General features: G+C 35.1%; 15 protein-coding genes and 1 pseudogene. 10 read left to right on the plus strand and 6 right to left on the minus strand.

From position 1 onward, the window contains the following. Positions 1–306: 306 nt before the first annotated feature. Positions 307–1242, minus strand: a complete 936-nt coding sequence (locus tag R4Z09_RS12855; RefSeq protein ID WP_338452672.1) for an HD-GYP domain-containing protein — start codon at positions 1240–1242, stop codon at positions 307–309. Between the two features lie 1227 nt (positions 1243–2469). On the opposite strand from R4Z09_RS12855, the gene R4Z09_RS12860 reads away from it, so the two are divergent. From R4Z09_RS12860 to R4Z09_RS12875, 4 genes and pseudogenes are all read left to right on the plus strand, one after another. Then, a complete protein-coding gene (locus tag R4Z09_RS12860) occupies positions 2470–3492 on the plus strand; it encodes a DUF3231 family protein (RefSeq protein ID WP_338452673.1) in 1023 nt (340 codons plus the stop codon). Between the two features lie 720 nt (positions 3493–4212). Next, a complete protein-coding gene (locus tag R4Z09_RS12865; protein WP_338452674.1) occupies positions 4213–4440 on the plus strand; it encodes a hypothetical protein in 228 nt (75 codons plus the stop codon). A gap of 781 nt (positions 4441–5221) precedes the next feature. Further along, positions 5222–6009 (plus strand): annotated as a pseudogene (locus tag R4Z09_RS12870) (hypothetical protein). Positions 6010–6014: 5 nt separating this feature from the next. Continuing rightward, entirely contained in the window at positions 6015–6473 is a 459-nt protein-coding gene (locus R4Z09_RS12875) for a hypothetical protein (RefSeq protein WP_338452675.1), read from the plus strand. 512 nt (positions 6474–6985) lie between these two features. On the opposite strand, the gene R4Z09_RS12880 is transcribed toward R4Z09_RS12875, so the two are convergent. Then, positions 6986–7144 (minus strand): hypothetical protein, encoded by a 159-nt coding sequence (locus R4Z09_RS12880; protein ID WP_338452676.1) that lies wholly within the window; start codon positions 7142–7144, stop codon positions 6986–6988. A 377-nt stretch (positions 7145–7521) separates the two neighbouring features. Here R4Z09_RS12880 and R4Z09_RS12885 point away from each other — a divergent pair, with 377 nt between their 5' ends. The 3 genes from R4Z09_RS12885 (at position 7522) to R4Z09_RS12895 (ending at position 9932) form a co-directional block, all read left to right on the plus strand. Further along, on the plus strand, positions 7522–8409 hold the full coding sequence (locus R4Z09_RS12885; RefSeq protein WP_338452677.1) for an acetaldehyde dehydrogenase (acetylating): 888 nt from the start codon (positions 7522–7524) through the stop codon (positions 8407–8409). 24 nt (positions 8410–8433) lie between these two features. Continuing rightward, positions 8434–9450: a 4-hydroxy-2-oxovalerate aldolase gene (dmpG, locus tag R4Z09_RS12890; RefSeq protein WP_338452678.1), complete on the plus strand. Its 1017-nt coding sequence runs from the start codon at positions 8434–8436 to the stop codon at positions 9448–9450. 176 nt (positions 9451–9626) lie between these two features. Next, complete coding sequence (locus tag R4Z09_RS12895; RefSeq protein WP_338452679.1) at positions 9627–9932, plus strand: iron-sulfur cluster biosynthesis; 306 nt, start codon at positions 9627–9629, stop codon at positions 9930–9932. 136 nt (positions 9933–10068) lie between these two features. Here R4Z09_RS12895 and R4Z09_RS12900 read toward each other — a convergent pair whose 3' ends face one another. The 3 genes from R4Z09_RS12900 to R4Z09_RS12910 form a co-directional block, all read right to left on the minus strand. Continuing rightward, on the minus strand, positions 10069–12738 hold the full coding sequence (locus tag R4Z09_RS12900) for a heavy metal translocating P-type ATPase (protein WP_422392270.1): 2670 nt from the start codon (positions 12736–12738) through the stop codon (positions 10069–10071). Positions 12739–12749: 11 nt separating this feature from the next. Beyond that, positions 12750–13076: a metalloregulator ArsR/SmtB family transcription factor gene (locus tag R4Z09_RS12905; RefSeq protein WP_338452680.1), complete on the minus strand. Its 327-nt coding sequence runs from the start codon at positions 13074–13076 to the stop codon at positions 12750–12752. A gap of 392 nt (positions 13077–13468) precedes the next feature. Beyond that, a complete protein-coding gene (locus R4Z09_RS12910) occupies positions 13469–13891 on the minus strand; it encodes a hypothetical protein (RefSeq protein WP_338452681.1) in 423 nt (140 codons plus the stop codon). Between the two features lie 493 nt (positions 13892–14384). Here R4Z09_RS12910 and R4Z09_RS12915 point away from each other — a divergent pair, with 493 nt between their 5' ends. Both R4Z09_RS12915 and R4Z09_RS12920 read left to right on the plus strand, forming a co-directional pair. Next, on the plus strand, positions 14385–14612 hold the full coding sequence (locus R4Z09_RS12915) for a hypothetical protein (RefSeq protein WP_338452682.1): 228 nt from the start codon (positions 14385–14387) through the stop codon (positions 14610–14612). Positions 14613–14719: 107 nt separating this feature from the next. Then, the gene (locus tag R4Z09_RS12920) at positions 14720–15163 is read left to right on the plus strand and encodes a hypothetical protein (RefSeq protein WP_338452683.1); all 444 of its coding nucleotides are present in this window, start codon (positions 14720–14722) and stop codon (positions 15161–15163) included. Between the two features lie 754 nt (positions 15164–15917). Here the strand turns inward: R4Z09_RS12920 and R4Z09_RS12925 are convergent. After that, positions 15918–16466 (minus strand): NAD(P)H-dependent oxidoreductase, encoded by a 549-nt coding sequence (locus tag R4Z09_RS12925; protein ID WP_338452684.1) that lies wholly within the window; start codon positions 16464–16466, stop codon positions 15918–15920. 364 nt (positions 16467–16830) lie between these two features. Between R4Z09_RS12925 and ppsA the strand changes: the two genes are divergently transcribed. After that, a complete protein-coding gene (gene ppsA / locus R4Z09_RS12930; RefSeq protein WP_338452685.1) occupies positions 16831–19431 on the plus strand; it encodes a phosphoenolpyruvate synthase in 2601 nt (866 codons plus the stop codon). The last annotated feature ends 429 nt before the right edge of the window (positions 19432–19860 follow it).

Genomic DNA, 19860 nt, shown 5'->3' on the forward strand with positions numbered 1-19860 from the left:
CATAAATGGCAATTATTATCCTAAGATTCATACCGAAACATTTTTTCCGAGAAAGAGTGGCTTTCTTAGATTAAGAAAAAAGATCCATAGAAATGGACTTTTTACTATTTTCGAAGGGTAACTCCCCGAATAGGAAGGATTTAGGTTTATTAAAAAAACCCCATCACTAAGTACTTTCCTTAAAATGGAATAGCAGATTGTAATAAAAAAACTCGCTACTGGAAGTTAGCGAGTTTTTAACTAATCCTTCTTCAAAAAAACACTCTTTTAACAAGGTTCGACATATACTCCATAAGAAAAAAACATTCACCTATGATATATTTTATTTTCCTTTTCTTGCTCATCTACAAATAAGCTTAGAAAAATATCAACAATATAGGGATCAAATTGGGTTTTTTTATTTTTTTTGATCTCGTTTAGCGCAAATTCTTGAGTAAGTTCATTTCTATAACTTCTTCGGGAAGTCATTGCATCAAATGTATCTGCTACAGCAACAATTCGTGCGACTAATGGAATTTGATTGCCTTTTAACCCCATTGGATAACCTTTTCCATCGTATCTTTCGTGATGATATAAGACGATATCTAGAATGCCATTTTCCTTAAAACTCTCTACGTGCTGAATCATTTCATACCCAATGGTTGGGTGTCTTTTAATAATATCGAATTCGCTCTCTGTTAACTTCCCAGTTTTGGTTAATATATGTTCAGGAATACCTATCTTCCCTATATCGTGAAGTAATCCTCCATCTTGAATGATATTACATAGGTCCTTTGGCAGTTTCATCTTTTCGGCAATTGCTACTGCATATCTCGCCACATTTTCAGAATGGTGTAAGGTATAGGTATCTCTTGAATCCAAAGCATTGGAGAGAGCTTTTAATAAGGCAACATACTCTTTTCTAACCTTTTGAACATTTTTCATTAATCCAACTGAAATAAAAGTTATTAATAGGTAGGTAAAAAAGTATATGATAAAGGTTGCTATATTATGTGACGACGATTCAGGTATTAGAAAATACCTGCTTATCACCACTATTACAGTAAGAAAAACGATTAACCAATTAGGACTGTTGTAGAATCCTATCCCTAAAAATACAGCTGAAAAAATATAGAGAATGTAAAAGTTACTATCATTATTCAGCATAAAATGGTTTAAAAGATTACTTAAAATTAAAAGAATAATAAAAGAATACCTAAAATAAACAGGATGATTTAGCCATTTTTGGAATGTATTAAACATAGTGCCTCCAATTTATTTTGATTCTGCATAAATGGGGTTCCTCAAAAAAGGGGAATTATTAAGAATGTAACATTTTACACGTTAAAATGATTTTGTCAATTATTTTACTCGTAGTAATTTTATCCTTAAATAAAAGGGGAATTTCCATTGTCAGAAAAGTAAAATATGGGAATAAAAGGACTTGTGTGAGTGAAAATAGAAACGGAGATAGATAAACTTGATACCAAAGAAACGAAAACCGTGATTTCTTATCTTGGACATCACGGTTTTTTGTTTTACTTAGGAAATTAAGAATGCTATTAATGTTATTCCTTAGCACTGTTACTTTAAGTATAATTCTTCACAATTCACTTCAAATTTCTTACTAGGAAAAGGCAATCCCTTGTTTAAAAAAGTAGAGGATTAATATTTCTTATTAGCTTTTAATTCAAAAAGGTACTGGAACCAATACAATAGAAATGCTTTAAAAAAGAAATAAAGGAAAAATTGAAAGTTATTAAATCGAACCATTGTATAATACTTAAGTTTTTTTCCAATATATGTAACTGGGTATGCAAAGAACGCATTTGTAATTCCGTTCAATAAAATAAACAATTTAAAATTACCATAAGCCCACTTTAGAAACCACAACGAGATGGCTAAAAATGGACCAATTTGAAAGGGTAACTCCCCAAATGAGAAGGATTTAGGTTTATTAAAGAAAACCCACCACCTTTGTTTTTTCCCATATCTTGCATGAAGCGTTTCTACGATAAAAATGAGGATGGATGCGGGAAGAAATCTTTTTATGTTGCGTGATCCTATTAGGGGTAAGGTTAACCATGATATTAAAACCATAGCTATATTAAGAAATCTTTGAATGTTTATTGTCACAGCTTCAGCATTCCTTTCTTAAAGACTTAATTACCCTTTTCTTAATAAAATACCCATTGAATAACTTCTATATGTAAAGGTCTTTTTTACAAAACCGTCCGAGATCACTTAAAAAGTACTTATTTGTAAAAATGCGTAATAGACTACCGAAGCCAGAGCCATATTCCATTTTCAGTAGCGTATCAGCCTTATCAAAATTGATTTCGTTCAGTAGCAATGGATTACTTGCAATACCTGTTTAAGATTGCTAATGCAGAAACTTTTTCAGCAATCTCGAATCTTCCCCGTGTTTCATAAATACTTTAGGTAATTTCTGGGTAAGGTAATTTTAAGTTATTCTTTCGGGAGGTACTTATGGAGGAAAAAGGGCAGCAAATCAGGCTAACTTCAGGTGAATTGGCTCAACTTTGGATTCAATACTTAAATGATAGTTCCAGTATATGCGTTCTTTCGTTTTTTTTAGAAAAAGCGGAGGATGAAGAAATTAAGCCAATCATTCAATTTGCTTTAAAGTTATCCAAGTCACATATTGAAAAAATTACATCTATTTTAACAGAGGAAAAAAATGTAGTTCCATATGGTTTTAGTATAAAAGAGGATGTAGACTTATCTGCTCCTAGACTTTATTCCGACAGTTTTGTACTTAATTTCATAAACCAAATGGCCAAGATTGGTCTCACATCATATGCAGGCAGTATAGCAATATCTGTAAGAGAAGATATTAGGAACTATTATATGGAATGCCTAGACGAAACCATGCGATTACATAAAGAATCAACGGATTTATTACTATCTAAAGGATTATTTATCCGATCTCCCAGCTTGCCAAATTTAGAGAAGGTTGAGTTTGTGAAAAAGCAATGGTTTATGTTAGATGTGTTTGGCGAGAAAAGACCATTAACAGCCGCTGAAGTAGACAATTTATTTGCCAATCTCCAAAGAAACGCTTTGGGAATAGCGACACTCACTGGATTTAGTCAGGTTGCACATGATAAGGATGTAAAACAATTCTTCTTAAAAGGACTAGAAATTGGAAATAAACATATTAGATTATTTAGAAGTAAATTAGAGGAAAGCAAACTCCCTGCACCTATGGGGTGGGATTCAGAAATAACAAATAGTACAGTCAATACATTTTCTGACAAGCTTATGATGTTCTTCACATCTGGATTGATTACATTGAGCGTAGGATATTACGGTACAGCTATCAGCCAAAGTCCTAGAGGTGATATTAGTGCCATGTATAACAGGCTATCCTTAGAAGTTCAATTGTATGCTGAGGATGGAGCGAATATTATGATAAAAAATGGATGGTTGGAACAGCCCCCATTGGCATCGGATAGAGATGAATTAATCAGGAAAAAGAATCAACTATGAAACCTATTTAAAGTCCTACTGTAAAAAAGCTATGTAGTTCTGATAATGTGGAGAAAATGTAAAAAGACATTCGAAATCACAATAGAAAAATCATTAGAAATAACAACCAGAAACGCATCGATAAGGTAAAATCCATGCGTTTCTGGTTGTTATTGTATGATTCAACTTTTTTGTGGACATTGAGTACGTTATTATCATAAATAAATCTATTTTGGAGTGCCTTTGGACACTGAGTACGTTATTTGCTAAAAATTAAGAAAAAATAACAACCTTTCATATAAATAGCGGAAAGTATGTCCTATAAAATGTAAAATCACTATTATTACTGCAAATAACGGAACGTGTGTCCTGTTAAATACATATAATATTACATTTTTGTATACAACATAATCAACATAGTAAAAAACATTACTTTTAACATTCCAACTTACAAGATGACAATAGTTAATGTCACTAAGTTATTTTGTGTGTTATTTGCTATGATTTTTAATATGCTAAAGATTGTAAAGGATTTCACTTAACTTAAAGGAGTCTTTCTTCATATGATCTTCCAAATTAGTTAAGAAGAATGATATAAGGAACATTAATATTAAACTTTAGTTACATAAGTCGAAATGATTTATAATTCGACACCTATTTTGCAGTTGATTTTTTAAAATAAGTTTAGGTAGTTTTATTATTAAAAGGATCTTTAAAAAGCTGTATCGGGAGGAATATATAATGGATTTTTATGCAAAGTTACCGACTGATTTTTTAATTGCTTTTTATTGCGAAATAATGAAAAACATCGAAAAAGGAATATTAACTAAAAATATGTACTTTGAACTGGGCTTAATTATTTTGGTTGCAAATCGAAGGGGGATAACCTTGGATAAACCAAAAGATTTTGAACAAGTTGTTGACCTAAAGGCAATAGCAAACGAAGATATTTTCCAACTTTCTTTATGACTTTGTCTTAGTAAAATAGATATATTGTAAAAAAATGTTAGTATATTTGAGTGAAGAAGAAGGATGGTTCTTGCGCTTTTTTAGGAAGCAAAAGAACCATCTTCGTGTTTCTATATTCTATTTTGATAGTAGTTGCTTGGTTTAGTTAAGAACATCTGATATCTATAAAGAACAATCGAATACAAAATATAGGTGAAAAAGATGCGAATGGGTCTAAAATTAACCAATTTAAATAACTTTAACCTCTGAAAAAATGTACATAAAGGAAAAGCAAGCAAGTAGTTCATGAGCATATTCAATAGCAAATATGGTCCAAAACGACCAAAGGTTAAATGGAAAATCCATAAAGTGCCGGAAAAGAAAGGTCCTAAAATTAGACTTAGATCAGTAAAAATCTTTTCTTTATTCCGCCTTTCTCCACGATCCATAGCTTGAAAGGAAGAGAAAATAAACTGGTTAATAGGATTAAACCTACTGCCAAATTTGCAACGGGCAGGTATTTTCTTAAGGATCTTTTAGGCAGGAAAACAAGTGATAACTATGAAATAGTGAGCACTCCAACTCGAACAAGATTAATCATTAAATAACCCGCCTTTACTAATTTGTTTATAAGTATTATTGTGTAGCAATTAAATGAAATAAAACCGGAAATTTGTTATATTCACTCAGCCACTAAATAATGAAGTAACTATTCTCTTCTTGGGGGACGCATAATAAGGCAATGCATAAATATATCCCACCTTTGGAAATATATTATAAATCGTTCCTTAAGGTGGATGAAATGGACAACTATTCAAATGATAATACTGCCAGACGATATAAAGCCCATGTGAGTATCTTTGGAACAACCCAATTGCATTTAAGAAACCCTTATATTATTGCATGATGTCTGCCGCGTTCCTGGATTCGGGCATATGCTTTTATCAAAATATCTTAGAGGATATGCATTATTTATTTGGGAAGTTGTTGTTAATATTAAAGCCCATGTTAATTATTCCATGATTTATTCCTTTCAAGGGAATATTGACATGGCAAAAGAAGTATTAGACACAAGATGGCTTCTTATGTATATCCCTGTTTACCTTTTCGGTATTTGGGACAGTTATCGGACAACAGTAGATATAAACAAGATCTATTTTTTTGCCGAGCGAGAGGAACACCGTTTTAATTCATTTGCATTAGGAGCGTTAGAGATTAATTACCTAGATAAGCGAAATCCCATCCTTTCCCTTATGTGGTCATTTTTCATCCCTGGACTAGGAGAACTCTATATACATAGGATTTTAACTGCTCTCTTTGTCATCGTATGGTTAATGATATTTTATTATAATTCTCATGTTCAAGAAGCGGTTGTACTTTTATTTTTAGGCAAAGTAAAGGAAGCAACCTCGGTTCTACAGCCAGAGTGGCTTCTATTCATCCCTTCACACTATGGGTTTTGCTGCTTATGATTTGTATATTCATACAATTGAGAATAACAAACTTTTCGAAAAAGAGTTAAGGAATCATTTAACCGAGAATTATCAATCGGAGGGTTTCCAAATACTAAAAGGACAAAAAGTGAAGTGAAAGATATGCAGCTATTTTCAACATTTGAAACCGATGGATTCTTAGAAATGGCCATTTCAACGCTAGAAAAGAAAGGGATTAAAAAAGAAAGCATATTTGCTGTCCCTCTAGATAACCGACAAGAAGAACGGAAAATTTTCGATAACCTTCATCGCTCAGACGGTATAAGCCTGATTGATATAGGAATGGGGCTTGCTACTGCTTTTTCAGTTATTGGAGCAAGTGTTGGTTTTAAATTGGCTTGGGGACCCATTTATTGGGGACTAATAGGTGCATTTACTGGATTTGTTCTTGGATTTGCTATTCGGCTTTTCATGGAGTTGGTTATAAAGAAAAAGAAAAAAGTCTTGAAAGGAAAACACTCTGAAGTCATCTTAATTGTTAATTGTGAAGAATCACTAGCGGAAGTAGTGGAGGATATACTTTGGAGCCATTTTGCATTAGGAGTAGCTAAGGTAAAATGATTAAGAATGAGAGTTAAAGGTTCTTCCTCCAGGTTGAGGATGTGGTTGAGACCAGGTAATATCTCCCTTATGATAAATCCTTTGTAATGATTTCCTTTATATTTTAATGAAAACTGATATCGCTCCATGAAATTGACCTTCAAACATCCTTCTATATTCAGATGATTAAAAAAACTAAACAACCTCCCAGTTTTTATTTTTATGAATTATGTTTTTCTTTAGTTATAAGTATAGCCCTTTACTATTAGAAAAAATAATATAAACATTAATATTCGATGAGAATGTTGCCCTACTTTTGTTGGGCTGACAAGACATCAAATTGATAATTAAGAGAGGGCTAAGCAGCCAATGTATCGTTACATGCCCATCAAGCTAAAGAAACGAATTTCCTCCAAAATGAAAAAACGTTATTCTTTCAGTAAAATACTTGAAAAGGATGACGTTTTTTCAGGGACCTCTAGCTTCTGAAGAATTAAATCGCTTTTTATCTCCAATCGCCCTACAAAAAATCGCTAAATAAGTTGCTGTGAATTTGCCGAACTCTCTGTTTGGTTTTGAACCTGTTGTAATTGTTGTGGATCCGAACCTGCTTGAGCAATTTCAACAAACTGCTGTGCTTGTTGAACAGATTGAATAGGGTGTTGCACTTGTTGTTGGTGTTGTCTTGTCATAAAACTTCCCCCCTTGGATAGGCATGCTGTTATATGGTTGAAATAAAAATCAACAGTCCATAAATTTCACAAGTTCAGAGTCATTTATGCAAGGTTAAACGATTAATCTCTCACGGAAGTTATGGTAATAAAAGGAATGGTGAAATGATTATCAAATAGAAATTAAAACATTCCTGAAATTAATTTGGAATCAAATAGTTAGTATTAAGATTTCTTGAACCATACCTTTGCGTATGTTTTGAGCGTTTCATTGGTGGGATCTGTGTATTTGAATAAATTATTCTAAAGAGTAAAATACTCCAATTAGATATATCTGATTCAACATTTGAATTTAACCAACTGTGAAGTGCAAATTCATATTTAGGAGGAGAATGGTTTTGACAAAAGTGAAAGTAGCTATTCTTGGCTCAGGAAATATTGGTTCAGATCTTATGGTAAAACTAGGTAGATCTGAAATTTTAGAATTAACTGCTGTTATTGGTATTGATCCAAATTCTGATGGATTACGTCGTGCGAGGGAATTAGGTTATGCTGCGGTTGATAGTGGAATAGATGGTTTTCTTGCAGATCCGAAATTAGAAGCTGATATTATCTTTGATGCAACTTCAGCCAAAGCACATCTTTATAATGCAAAGGTATTAAAAGAAGCTGGCATAAAAGCAATTGATATGACTCCTGCTGCTGTTGGACCATTATTGTGTCCAGCAGTTAATATGGGGTCCAATTTAGATGAGGATAATATCAATCTCATTACGTGTGGTGGTCAAGCGACAATCCCGATGGTCTATGCTGTAAGCCGAGTATGCCCAGTAGATTATGCTGAAATCGTTGCCACGATCTCTAGCCGTAGTGCAGGACCAGGAACAAGGGCGAATATCGATGAATTTACCGAAACCACTTCACGTGCCGTAGTTGAAGTTGGAGGGGCTAAAAAGGGAAAAGCCATTATGATCTTAAACCCTGCTGAACCGCCTATTATTATGCGTGATACCGTTTATACGCTTGTTGAGGAAGGGAAAATGAACGAAGAAGCAATTAGGAAATCGATTGACGAAATGGCTAAAGTGGTTCAGTCATATGTTTCTGGCTATCGCCTTCGTACAGAACCAGTCTTTGATGGCAATAAAGTAACCATATTCCTTGAGGTAGAAGGTGCTGGAGATTATCTGCCAAAATATGCCGGAAACCTTGATATTATGACAGCTGCAGGTGTAAGAGTAGCTGAAGAGTTCGCCAAAAAAATAAAAACAAGTGCAACAGTTTAAATGATAGAAAGGGGTATAAAAACAATGACAGATAATAGAGATATTCTTATCACTGAGGTAGCGTTGCGAGATGGAAGCCATGCTATTGCTCATCAATATACTGTAGATCAAGTACTAAATGTGGCAAAAGCATTAAGTGATGCAAACGTCCCTTATATTGAAGTATCACATGGAGACGGTTTAGCTGGATCCTCTTTACAATATGGCCTATCAAAAACAGATGAAATGAAATTAATCGAAGCAGCGGTTTCTGTTGCTGGGGAGTCAAAAATCGCCGTTTTATTATTACCTGGTATTGGCACGCTACATGAATTAAAAGAAGCAGCAAATTTAGGAGCAAAAATGGCCCGTATCGCCACACATGTAACCGAAGCAGATGTATCTGCACAACATATTGCTTATGCAAAAGAACTAGGTATGGAAACAGTTGGATTTTTAATGATGAGTCATATGGCTCCAGTCGACAAGATAGTAGAGCAAGCAAAATTAATGGAAAGCTATGGAGCGGATACTGTATATACAGTCGATTCAGCAGGATACCTACTTCCAGATCAAGTTCGTGAGCGTATTCGTGCGCTTAAACAATCTGTAGGAGTAAATGTAGGTTTCCACGGCCATAATAATTTATCTTTGGCAATGGCCAATACACTTGCTGCGATTGATGAAGGAGCTAATCGGATTGACGGAAGTGTGCGCTGCTTGGGAGCTGGTGCTGGTAATACACAAACAGAAGTACTTATAGCCGTTCTTGAAAGGATGGGCATTCAAACAGGGGTAGATTTATATAAAATGATGGATTTAGCAGAGGAAATTGTTGCACCAATTTTACATGTGCCACAGGAAATTACAAGAGACAGCCTAACACTTGGTTATGCCGGAGTATATTCTAGCTTTGCTCTGCATGCAAAACGTGCAGCTGAAAAATTCAATGTTGATTCTCGCGATATTTTAATTGAATTAGGTAAGCGCAAGGTTGTTGGTGGACAAGAAGATATGATTGTGGATGTTGCAGCAGAAATTGCAAAAGCAAGAATGAAGTAAACTTAAAAAATTACACACCCTATGGGAGTGAGAAATAATAGTATTCTCATTTCCATAGCCCTACATTAAAAAAACTATCTATTAACCTGATTAAAACTTTTTTGATAGTGTTGTTCTCGCTTTAAATTTCAAACTTAAAATGAAAACTTTAATAATACAATTTTTGGTTACAAATTATGAAATGGGTTGAAGAAAATAAAAGGGATGATTTCGTGTTTATTGTCACCGAGACAGCAAAAACAGAACTGCAAAACAGGATGAAATTACCGGATAGCGGCCAATTAATCCGTTTACAAATGCGTAAAAGTTGCTTTATGAAATTGAAGTTGACTTTTGAAGAAACTAGTCAGCCAAATGATTCTGAAGTAATAATAGACGGACTTCATTTTATTATTGATAAGGGAGAGTGTCATTATTTCAAAAATAAAAAATTAGATTTTGTTCCAGATACAACTGGTTTTATGCAGTTTGAGATCATTTAAAACATTAACGCAAAACGCGGATGAAGATTTACTAAATAAAAGTTACAATTACTTTTTTATCATAATTAAATTCCAAATAGAATATTCAATGATAAAATGAGATGTCTCTTATCCAGAAACATCTCATATATATCTGTTATTTAAATTTCAGTAATCTTATTGCATTTAAAATAACAATTAAAGCAGCTCCGGTATCACTTAATACAGCCATCCAGAGTGTAAGCCAGCCTGGGAAGATTAACGCTAACGCAATGACTTTAATAATAATAGAGAACCAAATATTTTGTTTAATAATCGTTAAAGCTTTTCTGCTTAAGTTCATCGTATGAGGAAGCTTATCAAGATTATCAGCCATTAAAACAATATCTGCTGTCTCCATTGCAGTGTCCGTTCCTGCGCCACCCATCGCGATACCTAAATCTGCTGTTGCAAGTGCTGGAGCATCATTAATACCGTCTCCAACCATTGCCACCTTATGACCTTCATTTTGCAATGTCTTAATGGCATCTACCTTATCCTCTGGTAATAATCCTGCGAAATACCGATTCACATTCGCTTCAGAAGCAATCATTTTTGCAGTACCTTCATTATCACCAGTCAACATGACCGTTTGGTTAACTCCGCTTTGTATTAATGATTTTAAAGCTGAGGCCGTTGTTTCTCGTATGGTATCTGAAACAGCAATCAACCCGATTATTTGGCTTTGTGTCCCTATTATAACTACCGTTTTCCCATTGCTCTGAATTTCTTGAACATGTTTTTTTACATCCTCTAAAGTACCATTCATTTCTTCGAATAGCTTTAAATTACCAGCGTAATAAATATCATCTTCAATAGTCGCTTGAACACCTTTACCTACGATGCTTTTGAATAACTCGCCATTTTTCGGTTGGATTCCTTTTTCGTTGGCATATCCAACAATGGATTTGGCAATAGGATGCGTGGAATATTCTTCTAGTGTTATGGCTATTGATAGTAGATCTTCTACTGATACATTAAATGCCTTGATTTCTGATACTTTTGGTTTTCCTTCGGTCAACGTACCAGTTTTATCAAACGCAATGGCAGTGATGGCACCGGCTTTTTCTAAAAACGTTCCACCTTTAATTAAGACTCCGTTTTTCGCAGCGTTCCCAATCGCTGATACTATCGCAACAGGAGTAGAAATCACTAATGCGCAAGGACAAGCTATAACTAATAGCTCCAAGCCTTTATAAAACCATTCTCCCCAAGTACCAAATCCAAGTAGTGGAGGCAACACTATAATTGTCAATGCTAAAATAAATACAACGGGTGTATAGATACTTGCGAATCGATCTACAAATGCTTCTGTTGGTGCTTTTTGTTCTTGAGCTTCCTCAACTAAGTGAATAATTTTTGAGATCGTTGTATCTTCAACTAACTTCGTAACCTTTATCTCAAGGGAACCATGTTCATTGATCGTTCCTGCGTAAACTGTATCACCAATATGCTTATCGACAGGAATGGATTCTCCGGTAATGGGAGCTTGATTGACACTTGATTCTCCTTGAATGATTGCCCCATCTAATGGAATTTTATCACCCGGTTTAACAATAATAATGTCTCCGACTGTTATTTCTTCAACAGGTTTTCTAATCATCTCTGAACCCACTAGGACCCAGGCTTCAGGAGGGGCTAGATCCATAAGATTACGGATGGAGCTCCTTGTTCGTTCAATCGATTTCGTTTGTAGGTAGTTACCAATTGCAAATAACCAAACAACGGTAGCACCTTCAAGCCATTCCCCAATAAAAGCAGCACCAATGGCCGCGGCAGACATGAGAACATTCATATCAAGAGAACGGCTTTTGATCGCATAGTACGCAGCTTTAACTGGCTTATATCCACTGATCACCATTGCGATGGAGTATAGAAGGGTAGACATCAAGGGAGAAATTCCAGTAAAAGAACCAATAAAACCAAATGCTATTAGTGCACCAGAAAAGATCACTAAACCATTATCGTTTTTATGTTTGTTCGTCTGTATCGAATTCTTATTTGATTGAAAGGTAGCTTTATAGCCGATCTTAGAAACCTCATTGATAATATCTTCAACACTGCCAGAATGTTCAATTTTCATTTTTCCAGTAGAGAAATTGACGCTTACACTTTTAACAGATGGAAGGGTGTTTAAATGATTCTCAATGCTCTTAGCACAGCTACCACAGTCCATTCCTTCAACATCAAACGTTTTTATATTGCCTTTTAGATTTAAAGGTTCAACAGAATATCCAAGTTTTTTGATCTCATTCTCAATCGGAATGAGGGCATCAGCGTTACTTGCAGCCACCTGCATTTTCGCTGTGTTGTATTGAACCTTTACCTCGGTTATATCCTTTAAGGTGCTTAACCCTTTTTCAATGGTTTTTGCACAAGAAGGACAATCCATTCCGTAGACTCTGTATTCAAGAGACTCCCCAGCTGGAAGAGTTTTCGAAACTGTCTCGAATGTCTGTTGTTCATTACTGCAACAGCTTGTTACTGCTAGATTTTGAGCTTCTGAATTTGTTGCTTCACTGTTACAGCAAGTACTAGTTTTTTGCTTGTTTTCACTTTCAGAGGAAGGGCTGCAGCAGCTTACCGTATCCTCCGGTGAATTACTGCTACAACAACTAGTTTTTTCTTGAATGAAAATGGGTATTGAATTAAAAGTATTTACTGAATCCTTTTTACTTGAACAACAACTTGCATTCTCTTGTTTTGCAGTTGATATACCTGTAGAGATGCAACAGTTTTCTTCTTTATTTTCAGTCACTTTATCTGATCCACAACATTGGTCAGCCAATTTTTTCCCCCCTAATCTATATGACGCTCACAGCATGCAACATCATTTTGAACATCTTCAAGAACAACATCGAACATCGTTAATAAGTCCTTGATATGTTGATTACGCAAACTGTAATAGCAGTATTTCCCTTCATTTCTTCCCGCGATAATTCCACATCCTTTTAAACAGGCGAGATGCTGTGAAATATTCGACTGATTTCCGTTAATTTCTTCTACAATTTGAGATACCGTTTTTTCTTGATCCTTTATACTTTCGAGAATTTGCAGCCTTGTTTTATTAGAAAATCCATGAATGAGTTTAACCTTCATATCGAAATCAAATTCATTTTCTTTCATAAATTTTCCCTCCGATCATATTAGAAAATTCTAATATGTTTGTTATTATCATATTAGAATTCTCTAATATATGTGTCAATTATTTATTTTTCTTTAATAAAAATAAAACGAATAGGTGCTTCAGAATAAGAAAGGTAATAGGTGTGATTTTAATCGATGAGTGACGTGCTTGGTGATTTGATTAAAGGAGGATTGACATAACTGAAGTCTTAGGTAAAAAAAGGGTCTGAGGTGATTTTTTGCATTAGGAATAGCAAAGGTAAAATGATTAAGAATCATAAGATAAAAAAAGTCTAAAACCTCCACATTTCATTGAGGAATTAGACTAATGATCTTTATAATCGAGCTCGATTGTTGAAGCTATATCAATATTAAAATCTTCACAGAGTAAATTAATCTTGCATTCTCTTGTGAACTTCTTCTTCCATATAGGATAAATGTTCTTCCTCGAGGTCGTTTAGTGGATGAGGATGAAACCAAGTAATTTTTCCATTATGATAAATACCTTTGTAATGATTATCTTCATAATTTAATGAAAACTGATTTCTTTCATGAAACTGACCTTTAAACATCTTTTTTTCTATATCAAATTGATTAAACAAAGAAAATTGATCCTGCATTTTTTTGTGAACTTCTTCTTCAATATGGTTGTTAAGAGCTTCTTCCTTGAGGTTATTTAGAGGATGAAACCAAGTAATCTTTCCATTATGATAAATTCCTTTGAAATGATTTCCTTCATAATTTAATGAAAACTGATATCTTTCATGGAATTGACCTTCAAACATCTTTTTTTCTATATCAAATTGATTAAACAATATAATCAACCTCCCAGTTTTAATGTTTATGATTTATGTCTTTCTCTAGTTAAAAGAATAGTCCTTTACTATTAGAAAAACATAATAGAAACATTAAAATTTGATGAGAAAGTCATTATAGGAGGTTCTTATGGAAAATGCGAATGATGACTTACTTGATTACGACCACCGAAATGTACCAGTAGTGACATGATTTATATTAATGGATGACATGTGATTACAACTTAATAACAGGTTTATATACTAGAATATTATTTTCAATAAGATTTAACCATCTTCTCCGAGAGAAATAAACACTGAATACCCCTTGCAATAAAGATGACACTGATTACTCTGTGATTTTCTACAAAAGGGCCAGTTTGTGGAATAACTAAAAAATTACAAATGCATATTAATCCCTTCTTGTAAATTTGTTCCTATTGGACAAAATATGTTACGGGACAGTGCTGCTAAAACATAGCACCTCCCTATAAAAAACGAGGGTGTGAAATAGATGGCTGATATCAACAAAAGCAAACGTGACGATGACGGTACTGGCAAGGCAGTAGGAACTAATGTAGGTGCTTTTACTGGGGATACCATGACTTCTGCTCTTGATCCATTTGGTTCAGTTGCAGCTGCAGGTGCTGTTTCTGGCGGATCGCTGGAAAACAAGGCGGGGAAAGGTACCGTTGATGCCGAAAATCATGGATCCCAAACAAGAGATTATGGTATGTCCTAATTTAATTTGAACACGTTTAAGTGGTAGAATTCAAAATGATTCGTTAGACATTTTTTCTGAGATATAGAACATCCTTTTAATATGTAGATTATTAAGGAGGAAAGCCGTTGACACCGGAAGTTAGGAATTTTGAAGTTGAACAAATACTTAGTGGCCACCCAGTACACCAAAGACACGAATTCTCTTTTACGGTTGATGACAATGAGTTTAAAGGTCATTTTCACGGGGGTGAAATTACGTGGATGCATCCATATCCGAAACAAATACTCGGTGAGCAAAAAGAAGCGAAAATCGAAAACCAAATCCGTGAATTGTTGGGAGAATATGGGGTTTCCAATTGGATTGATGACATTGAAATGACGCAAGTATTTGAAAATCGACCACACGAGCGCCGCCAAGTCACTTTTAAAGTGCAAGGACAGGAGTACAAAGGGTTTGTTCATGAAGGAGAAATCCATTGGTTTCATCCTCATCCAAAACAAAAGCTTAAAGATGAGCATGTTGAAGCGATTGAAACAGAGATTCATGAAAAAGGAGAGAATCTTTCCTAAAGGGGATAGCGTCAGGAATTGAAAGTCTACAACGTTAGGTAAAAAGGCTGACTTATAGGTAGTGTAGTGTTTTTAAAATGAAAAAAATGCCAAAAATCACGACTCTCAATAAAAAAGCAGGGATTTTTGCCATATTTGTTGGACTTAGGTAAGTAAATAATCCATTATGCTTATTCAAGAAAAGGGCGCTTAATGAAGTAACTAAAGCCTAATTTCTCAATTGCTATTCTGAGAAATCAGGCTTTTTATATTTGAGTTTACATAACGTTGAAAATTCGTATTATTGTTAACTAAATAAAAGTTACAATTACACATTCTCATTTTTGAATTCGTAACGTCTATATTTGATCATAAATACAATTACAAGAACAGCCGATAATAAAGCCAATACGGAACTACAAATGATTATTAATCTCCAATTAAATGAGGAAAAAAACATCACAACAAAATGAGGTAATAATGACCCTAAAGTTAATGCTGCTATTTTGATTCCAATCGCCAATCCACGTTTTTAGGACACTATTGTGATAAAAATTTTACAGCGATTGGATATACTCCAGCACGTGTGATTCCAGTAAAAATTCTAAGTAGAATACCGAAAAAAAGGCGTACTCGACTAAAATGAGTAGGGCATTCAATATTGCACTTAGAAGGGCAGAAACTGCAAAAACCTTTAGCGTTATAAAAAAGGAGCTCCTCTTCATCCTAAATTTCAATTTGGATACCGATCGTATATAAGGAACTGTCTCGCTAATTATTTTAAAAATTCAATTAATTCATCTTTTAAAGTCTCTAATTGTCCTTTCACACTACTATCAATTAAATTTCCTTTCTCATCAAACTTTTCACGGGCATTCCCCACTTGGATAATGGGTCTATTGATCAACCTTGCATTTAATGCACACATAACATCCCGTAAATGACTTTGTGAGACTCCAACCTGAATAGACGCAGCACCTATAATGGCAACTGGTTTTCCGGCTAATGGTCTTTGTAAAGAACCTCGTGATAACCATTCCAGAGCATTTTTTAGTACAGCCGTATAGGACATATTATATTCGGGTGAACTCACTACTATAGCATCAGCAGATTCCACTAATTCTTTAAGTTTTACTACTGTTTCTGGCAGGTTTTGTTCTCTTTCTTCACTATAAAAGGGGAGATCAGATAAATCTGCTACTGTAAATTTTAGTTTATCTGGCAGCTGCTGTTCTAATGCACGTAATAAACCACGGTTGAACGAATGTTTACGTAAGCTGCCGCATATTCCCACAATATGTAATTCAGGTTTTATGTCTTCCATATGAAATCCTCCTTGAATTAAAAATTCATAAACAAAGCAAAAATAATATTATCACTTTAATACCTATCTAAAATTACAAATGTAGAAACTTTTTAAGTAATCGCTTAGGAATGTAATGAAATTGATTGTTTGAAACTGAAATAATAGGGCTTTGCCAGTTCAATGGAGAGGCTGAAGAAAAAAATAATATGTATGAAAAAGACTGATTTCAAATATGAGATCAGTCTTTTAGTTATAACGGGATTTAAAAAATGTTCCCTTCCTAATTTAATTATACCATGTAAAAAATGAATATTATAGACTTTGTATTCTCCTATACAACTGCTAAAATCAATAGAACATGACAGGTAAGGAGAGATGTGGAATGAGTTCTTTGGTTCTCGGTTTTCAGGAAATGGAAAAAACACAGCAAAGTCTTGTTGGCGGAAAAGGGGTACATTTGGGGGAATTATCCAAAATAGAAGCTATCCAAGTACCCGAGGGATTTTGTGTAACAACATTGGGCTATCAAAAAGCCATCGAACAAAACGAAACATATCATGCTTTGTTGGATCGATTATCCATGCTAAAAGTAGAGGATCGAGAGCCTATTGGTGAAATCAGCCGGAAGATTCGCCAAATCCTTATCGAAGTAGAAATTCCTTCCGATGTGGTGCAAGCAGTTACTCACTATCTCTCCCAGCTTGGTGATGAACAGGCTTATGCCGTTCGTTCGAGTGCGACCGCTGAGGATCTGCCAAATGCCTCTTTTGCTGGTCAACAAGACACCTATTTAAATATCATCGGAAAAGAACCCATCCTGCAGCATATTAAAAAATGTTGGGCTTCTCTTTTTACGGAACGCGCGGTCATCTACCGGATGCAAAATGGATTTGACCATAGACAAGTTTATATATCTGTTATTGTTCAAAGGATGGTTTTTCCACAGGCTTCAGGGATTTTATTTACTGCTGACCCAATTACTTCCAACCACAAGCTGCTGTCAATCGATGCCAGTTTTGGACTTGGAGAAGCGCTGGTCTCTGGCTTGGTATCTGCCGATTGCTATAAGGTGAAAGAGAATAAAATCGTCAATAAGATGATAGCAGCTAAAAAATTGGCTATCAATGGACGAAAAGAAGGCGGGACCGAGACACAAGAGATCGATCCTGATCAGCAAAAGATGCAAACACTTACTGACCAACAAATTTTACAACTGGCACGTATCGGAAGACAGATCGAAGCTTATTTTGGTTGTCCGCAAGATATCGAATGGTGTTTGGTTGATGATACCTTTTATATTGTCCAGAGCCGTCCAATCACAACTCTTTTTCCCATCCCTGAAGCGAATGATCAAGAAAACCACGTCTTTATATCTGTCGGCCATCAGCAAATGATGACAGACCCCATCAAACCATTGGGATTGTCTTTTTTCCTGTTAACGACACCTGCCCCAATGCGTAAAGCTGGTGGAAGGTTGTTTGTTGATGTCACAGCTAAACTGGCTTCACCTGCCAGTAGAAACGTTTTATTGAGTGCTATGGGACAACACGATCCACTCATGAAAGACGCCATTATGAACATCATTGAGCATGGAGATTTTATAAAATCGTTACCAAATGATCATGAAGCACCAAGGCCCACGAGAGGCAATCCCGATAGGCTGGCGCAAATTGAAAATAATCCCTCAATCGTATCTGATTTGATTAAGAAGAGTCAAACATCCATAGAAGAGTTAAAACAAAACATCCAAACGAAATCAGGATCAGATTTATTTGATTTTATTCTAGAAGATATTCAAGTATTAAAGAAGATTTTATTTGACCCACAAAGTTCTGCTGTATTTATGGCTGCTATAAATGCTTCAACATGGATTAATGAAAAAATGAACGAGTGGTTAGGTGAAATAAACGCTGCAGACACGCTTTCTCAATCTGTACCAAACAATATTACTTCGGAAATGGGTCTGGCGTTATTGGATGTCGCAGATGCGATTCGTCCTTATCCAGAAGTAATTAATTATTTACTACATGTGAAAGATGAAAACTTTTTGGATGAACTGGTTAAGTTTGATGGTGGACAGGAAGCTAGAGATGCAATAATCTCTTTTCTCAATAAATACGGAATGCGATGTGCCGGAGAAATCGATTTGACGAAAACTCGCTGGAGTGAAAAACCAGTTACACTTGTCCCCATGATTCTTGGTAATATCAAAAATTTTGAACCAAATGCTGGCAAGAGCAAATTCGAGCAAGGGCAGCGTGTTGCTTTGGAAAAGGAAAAAGAGTTAATAGACCGATTGAAACAATTACCGAATGGTGAAGAAAAGGCCAAAGAAACAAAACGAAAGATTGACCTAATCCGTAATTTCATCGGGTATCGTGAATATCCAAAATACGGCATGATTAATCGCTACTTCGTTTATAAGCAAGCGTTACTGAAAGAAGCCGAACGACTGGTACAAGCAAACGTTATTCATGAAAAAGAGGATATTTACTATCTAACGTTTGATGAATTGCATGAAGTCGTACGCAAAAATCAACTGGATGACGAGATCATTCGCAAACGAAAAGACGAGTACAAAATATATGAAAAATTAACACCACCACGTGTGATCACGTCTGATGGTGAAATCATTACAGGTAAGTACAAACGAGAAAATCTCCCAATCGATGCTATTGCAGGCCTCCCGGTTTCCTCCGGAGTGATAGAGGGAAGGGCACGTGTGATTTTAAACATAGAGGATGCTAATCTAGAAGAGGGAGATATATTAGTCACCGCCTTTACGGACCCGAGCTGGACACCATTGTTTGTATCCATAAAAGGCCTGGTCACCGAGGTAGGCGGCTTAATGACCCATGGAGCGGTTATCGCACGTGAATATGGCTTACCAGCAGTTGTTGGGGTAGAGAATGCTACTAAACTGATCAAAGATGGGCAGCGAATTCGGGTACATGGCACAGAAGGGTATGTTGAATTATTGTAATGGCTGATTACTATAAGATTTCATGAGTTTTCCAATTATTTTATGAAGCGACGCAAAACATACATTTGCGTCGCTTTTTGCATGGGAAACAGGGGACCTGGTTGAATTTTTTAAAAAGGCTCTGTTATAATTCATTGTTGATTTTTGTGTAGGTATATAAATTCATAGGCGGAGAATTTCCGACTAAATGTATATAGTGGAGGTTTATTAGCAGATATAGGCGGAGATATTCCGATTAACTGCTCTAAATAAGACAAAATCTAAAGATTTGGATAATATAAACGGAAAAACTTCTTTTATTTTTAGGGAAATATGGGTATTTCCCAAAATAAACGGAATTTTTCCGTTTATTTTTCAAATACAGGGAGATCTACATTCAGTTATAACAGAGCCTTTAAAAAAATTAAACAAACTGTCAAATAGCAGAAT

This window comes from Niallia oryzisoli (genome assembly GCF_036670025.1).
In the GTDB taxonomy this organism is placed as follows: Bacteria; Bacillota; Bacilli; order Bacillales; family Cytobacillaceae; genus Bacillus_BD; species Bacillus_BD oryzisoli.

Coding starts and splice junctions, on each gene's coding strand:
- R4Z09_RS12855 (WP_338452672.1), bottom strand. CDS start 1,242: ATGTTTAATACATTCCAAAAATGGCTAAATCATCCTGTTTATTTTAGG.
- R4Z09_RS12860 (WP_338452673.1), top strand. CDS start 2,470: ATGGAGGAAAAAGGGCAGCAAATCAGGCTAACTTCAGGTGAATTGGCT.
- R4Z09_RS12865 (WP_338452674.1), top strand. CDS start 4,213: ATGGATTTTTATGCAAAGTTACCGACTGATTTTTTAATTGCTTTTTAT.
- R4Z09_RS12875 (WP_338452675.1), top strand. CDS start 6,015: ATGCAGCTATTTTCAACATTTGAAACCGATGGATTCTTAGAAATGGCC.
- R4Z09_RS12880 (WP_338452676.1), bottom strand. CDS start 7,144: ATGACAAGACAACACCAACAACAAGTGCAACACCCTATTCAATCTGTT.
- dmpG (WP_338452678.1), top strand. CDS start 8,434: ATGACAGATAATAGAGATATTCTTATCACTGAGGTAGCGTTGCGAGAT.
- R4Z09_RS12895 (WP_338452679.1), top strand. CDS start 9,627: ATGAAATGGGTTGAAGAAAATAAAAGGGATGATTTCGTGTTTATTGTC.
- R4Z09_RS12905 (WP_338452680.1), bottom strand. CDS start 13,076: ATGAAAGAAAATGAATTTGATTTCGATATGAAGGTTAAACTCATTCAT.
- R4Z09_RS12915 (WP_338452682.1), top strand. CDS start 14,385: ATGGCTGATATCAACAAAAGCAAACGTGACGATGACGGTACTGGCAAG.
- R4Z09_RS12925 (WP_338452684.1), bottom strand. CDS start 16,466: ATGGAAGACATAAAACCTGAATTACATATTGTGGGAATATGCGGCAGC.
- ppsA (WP_338452685.1), top strand. CDS start 16,831: ATGAGTTCTTTGGTTCTCGGTTTTCAGGAAATGGAAAAAACACAGCAA.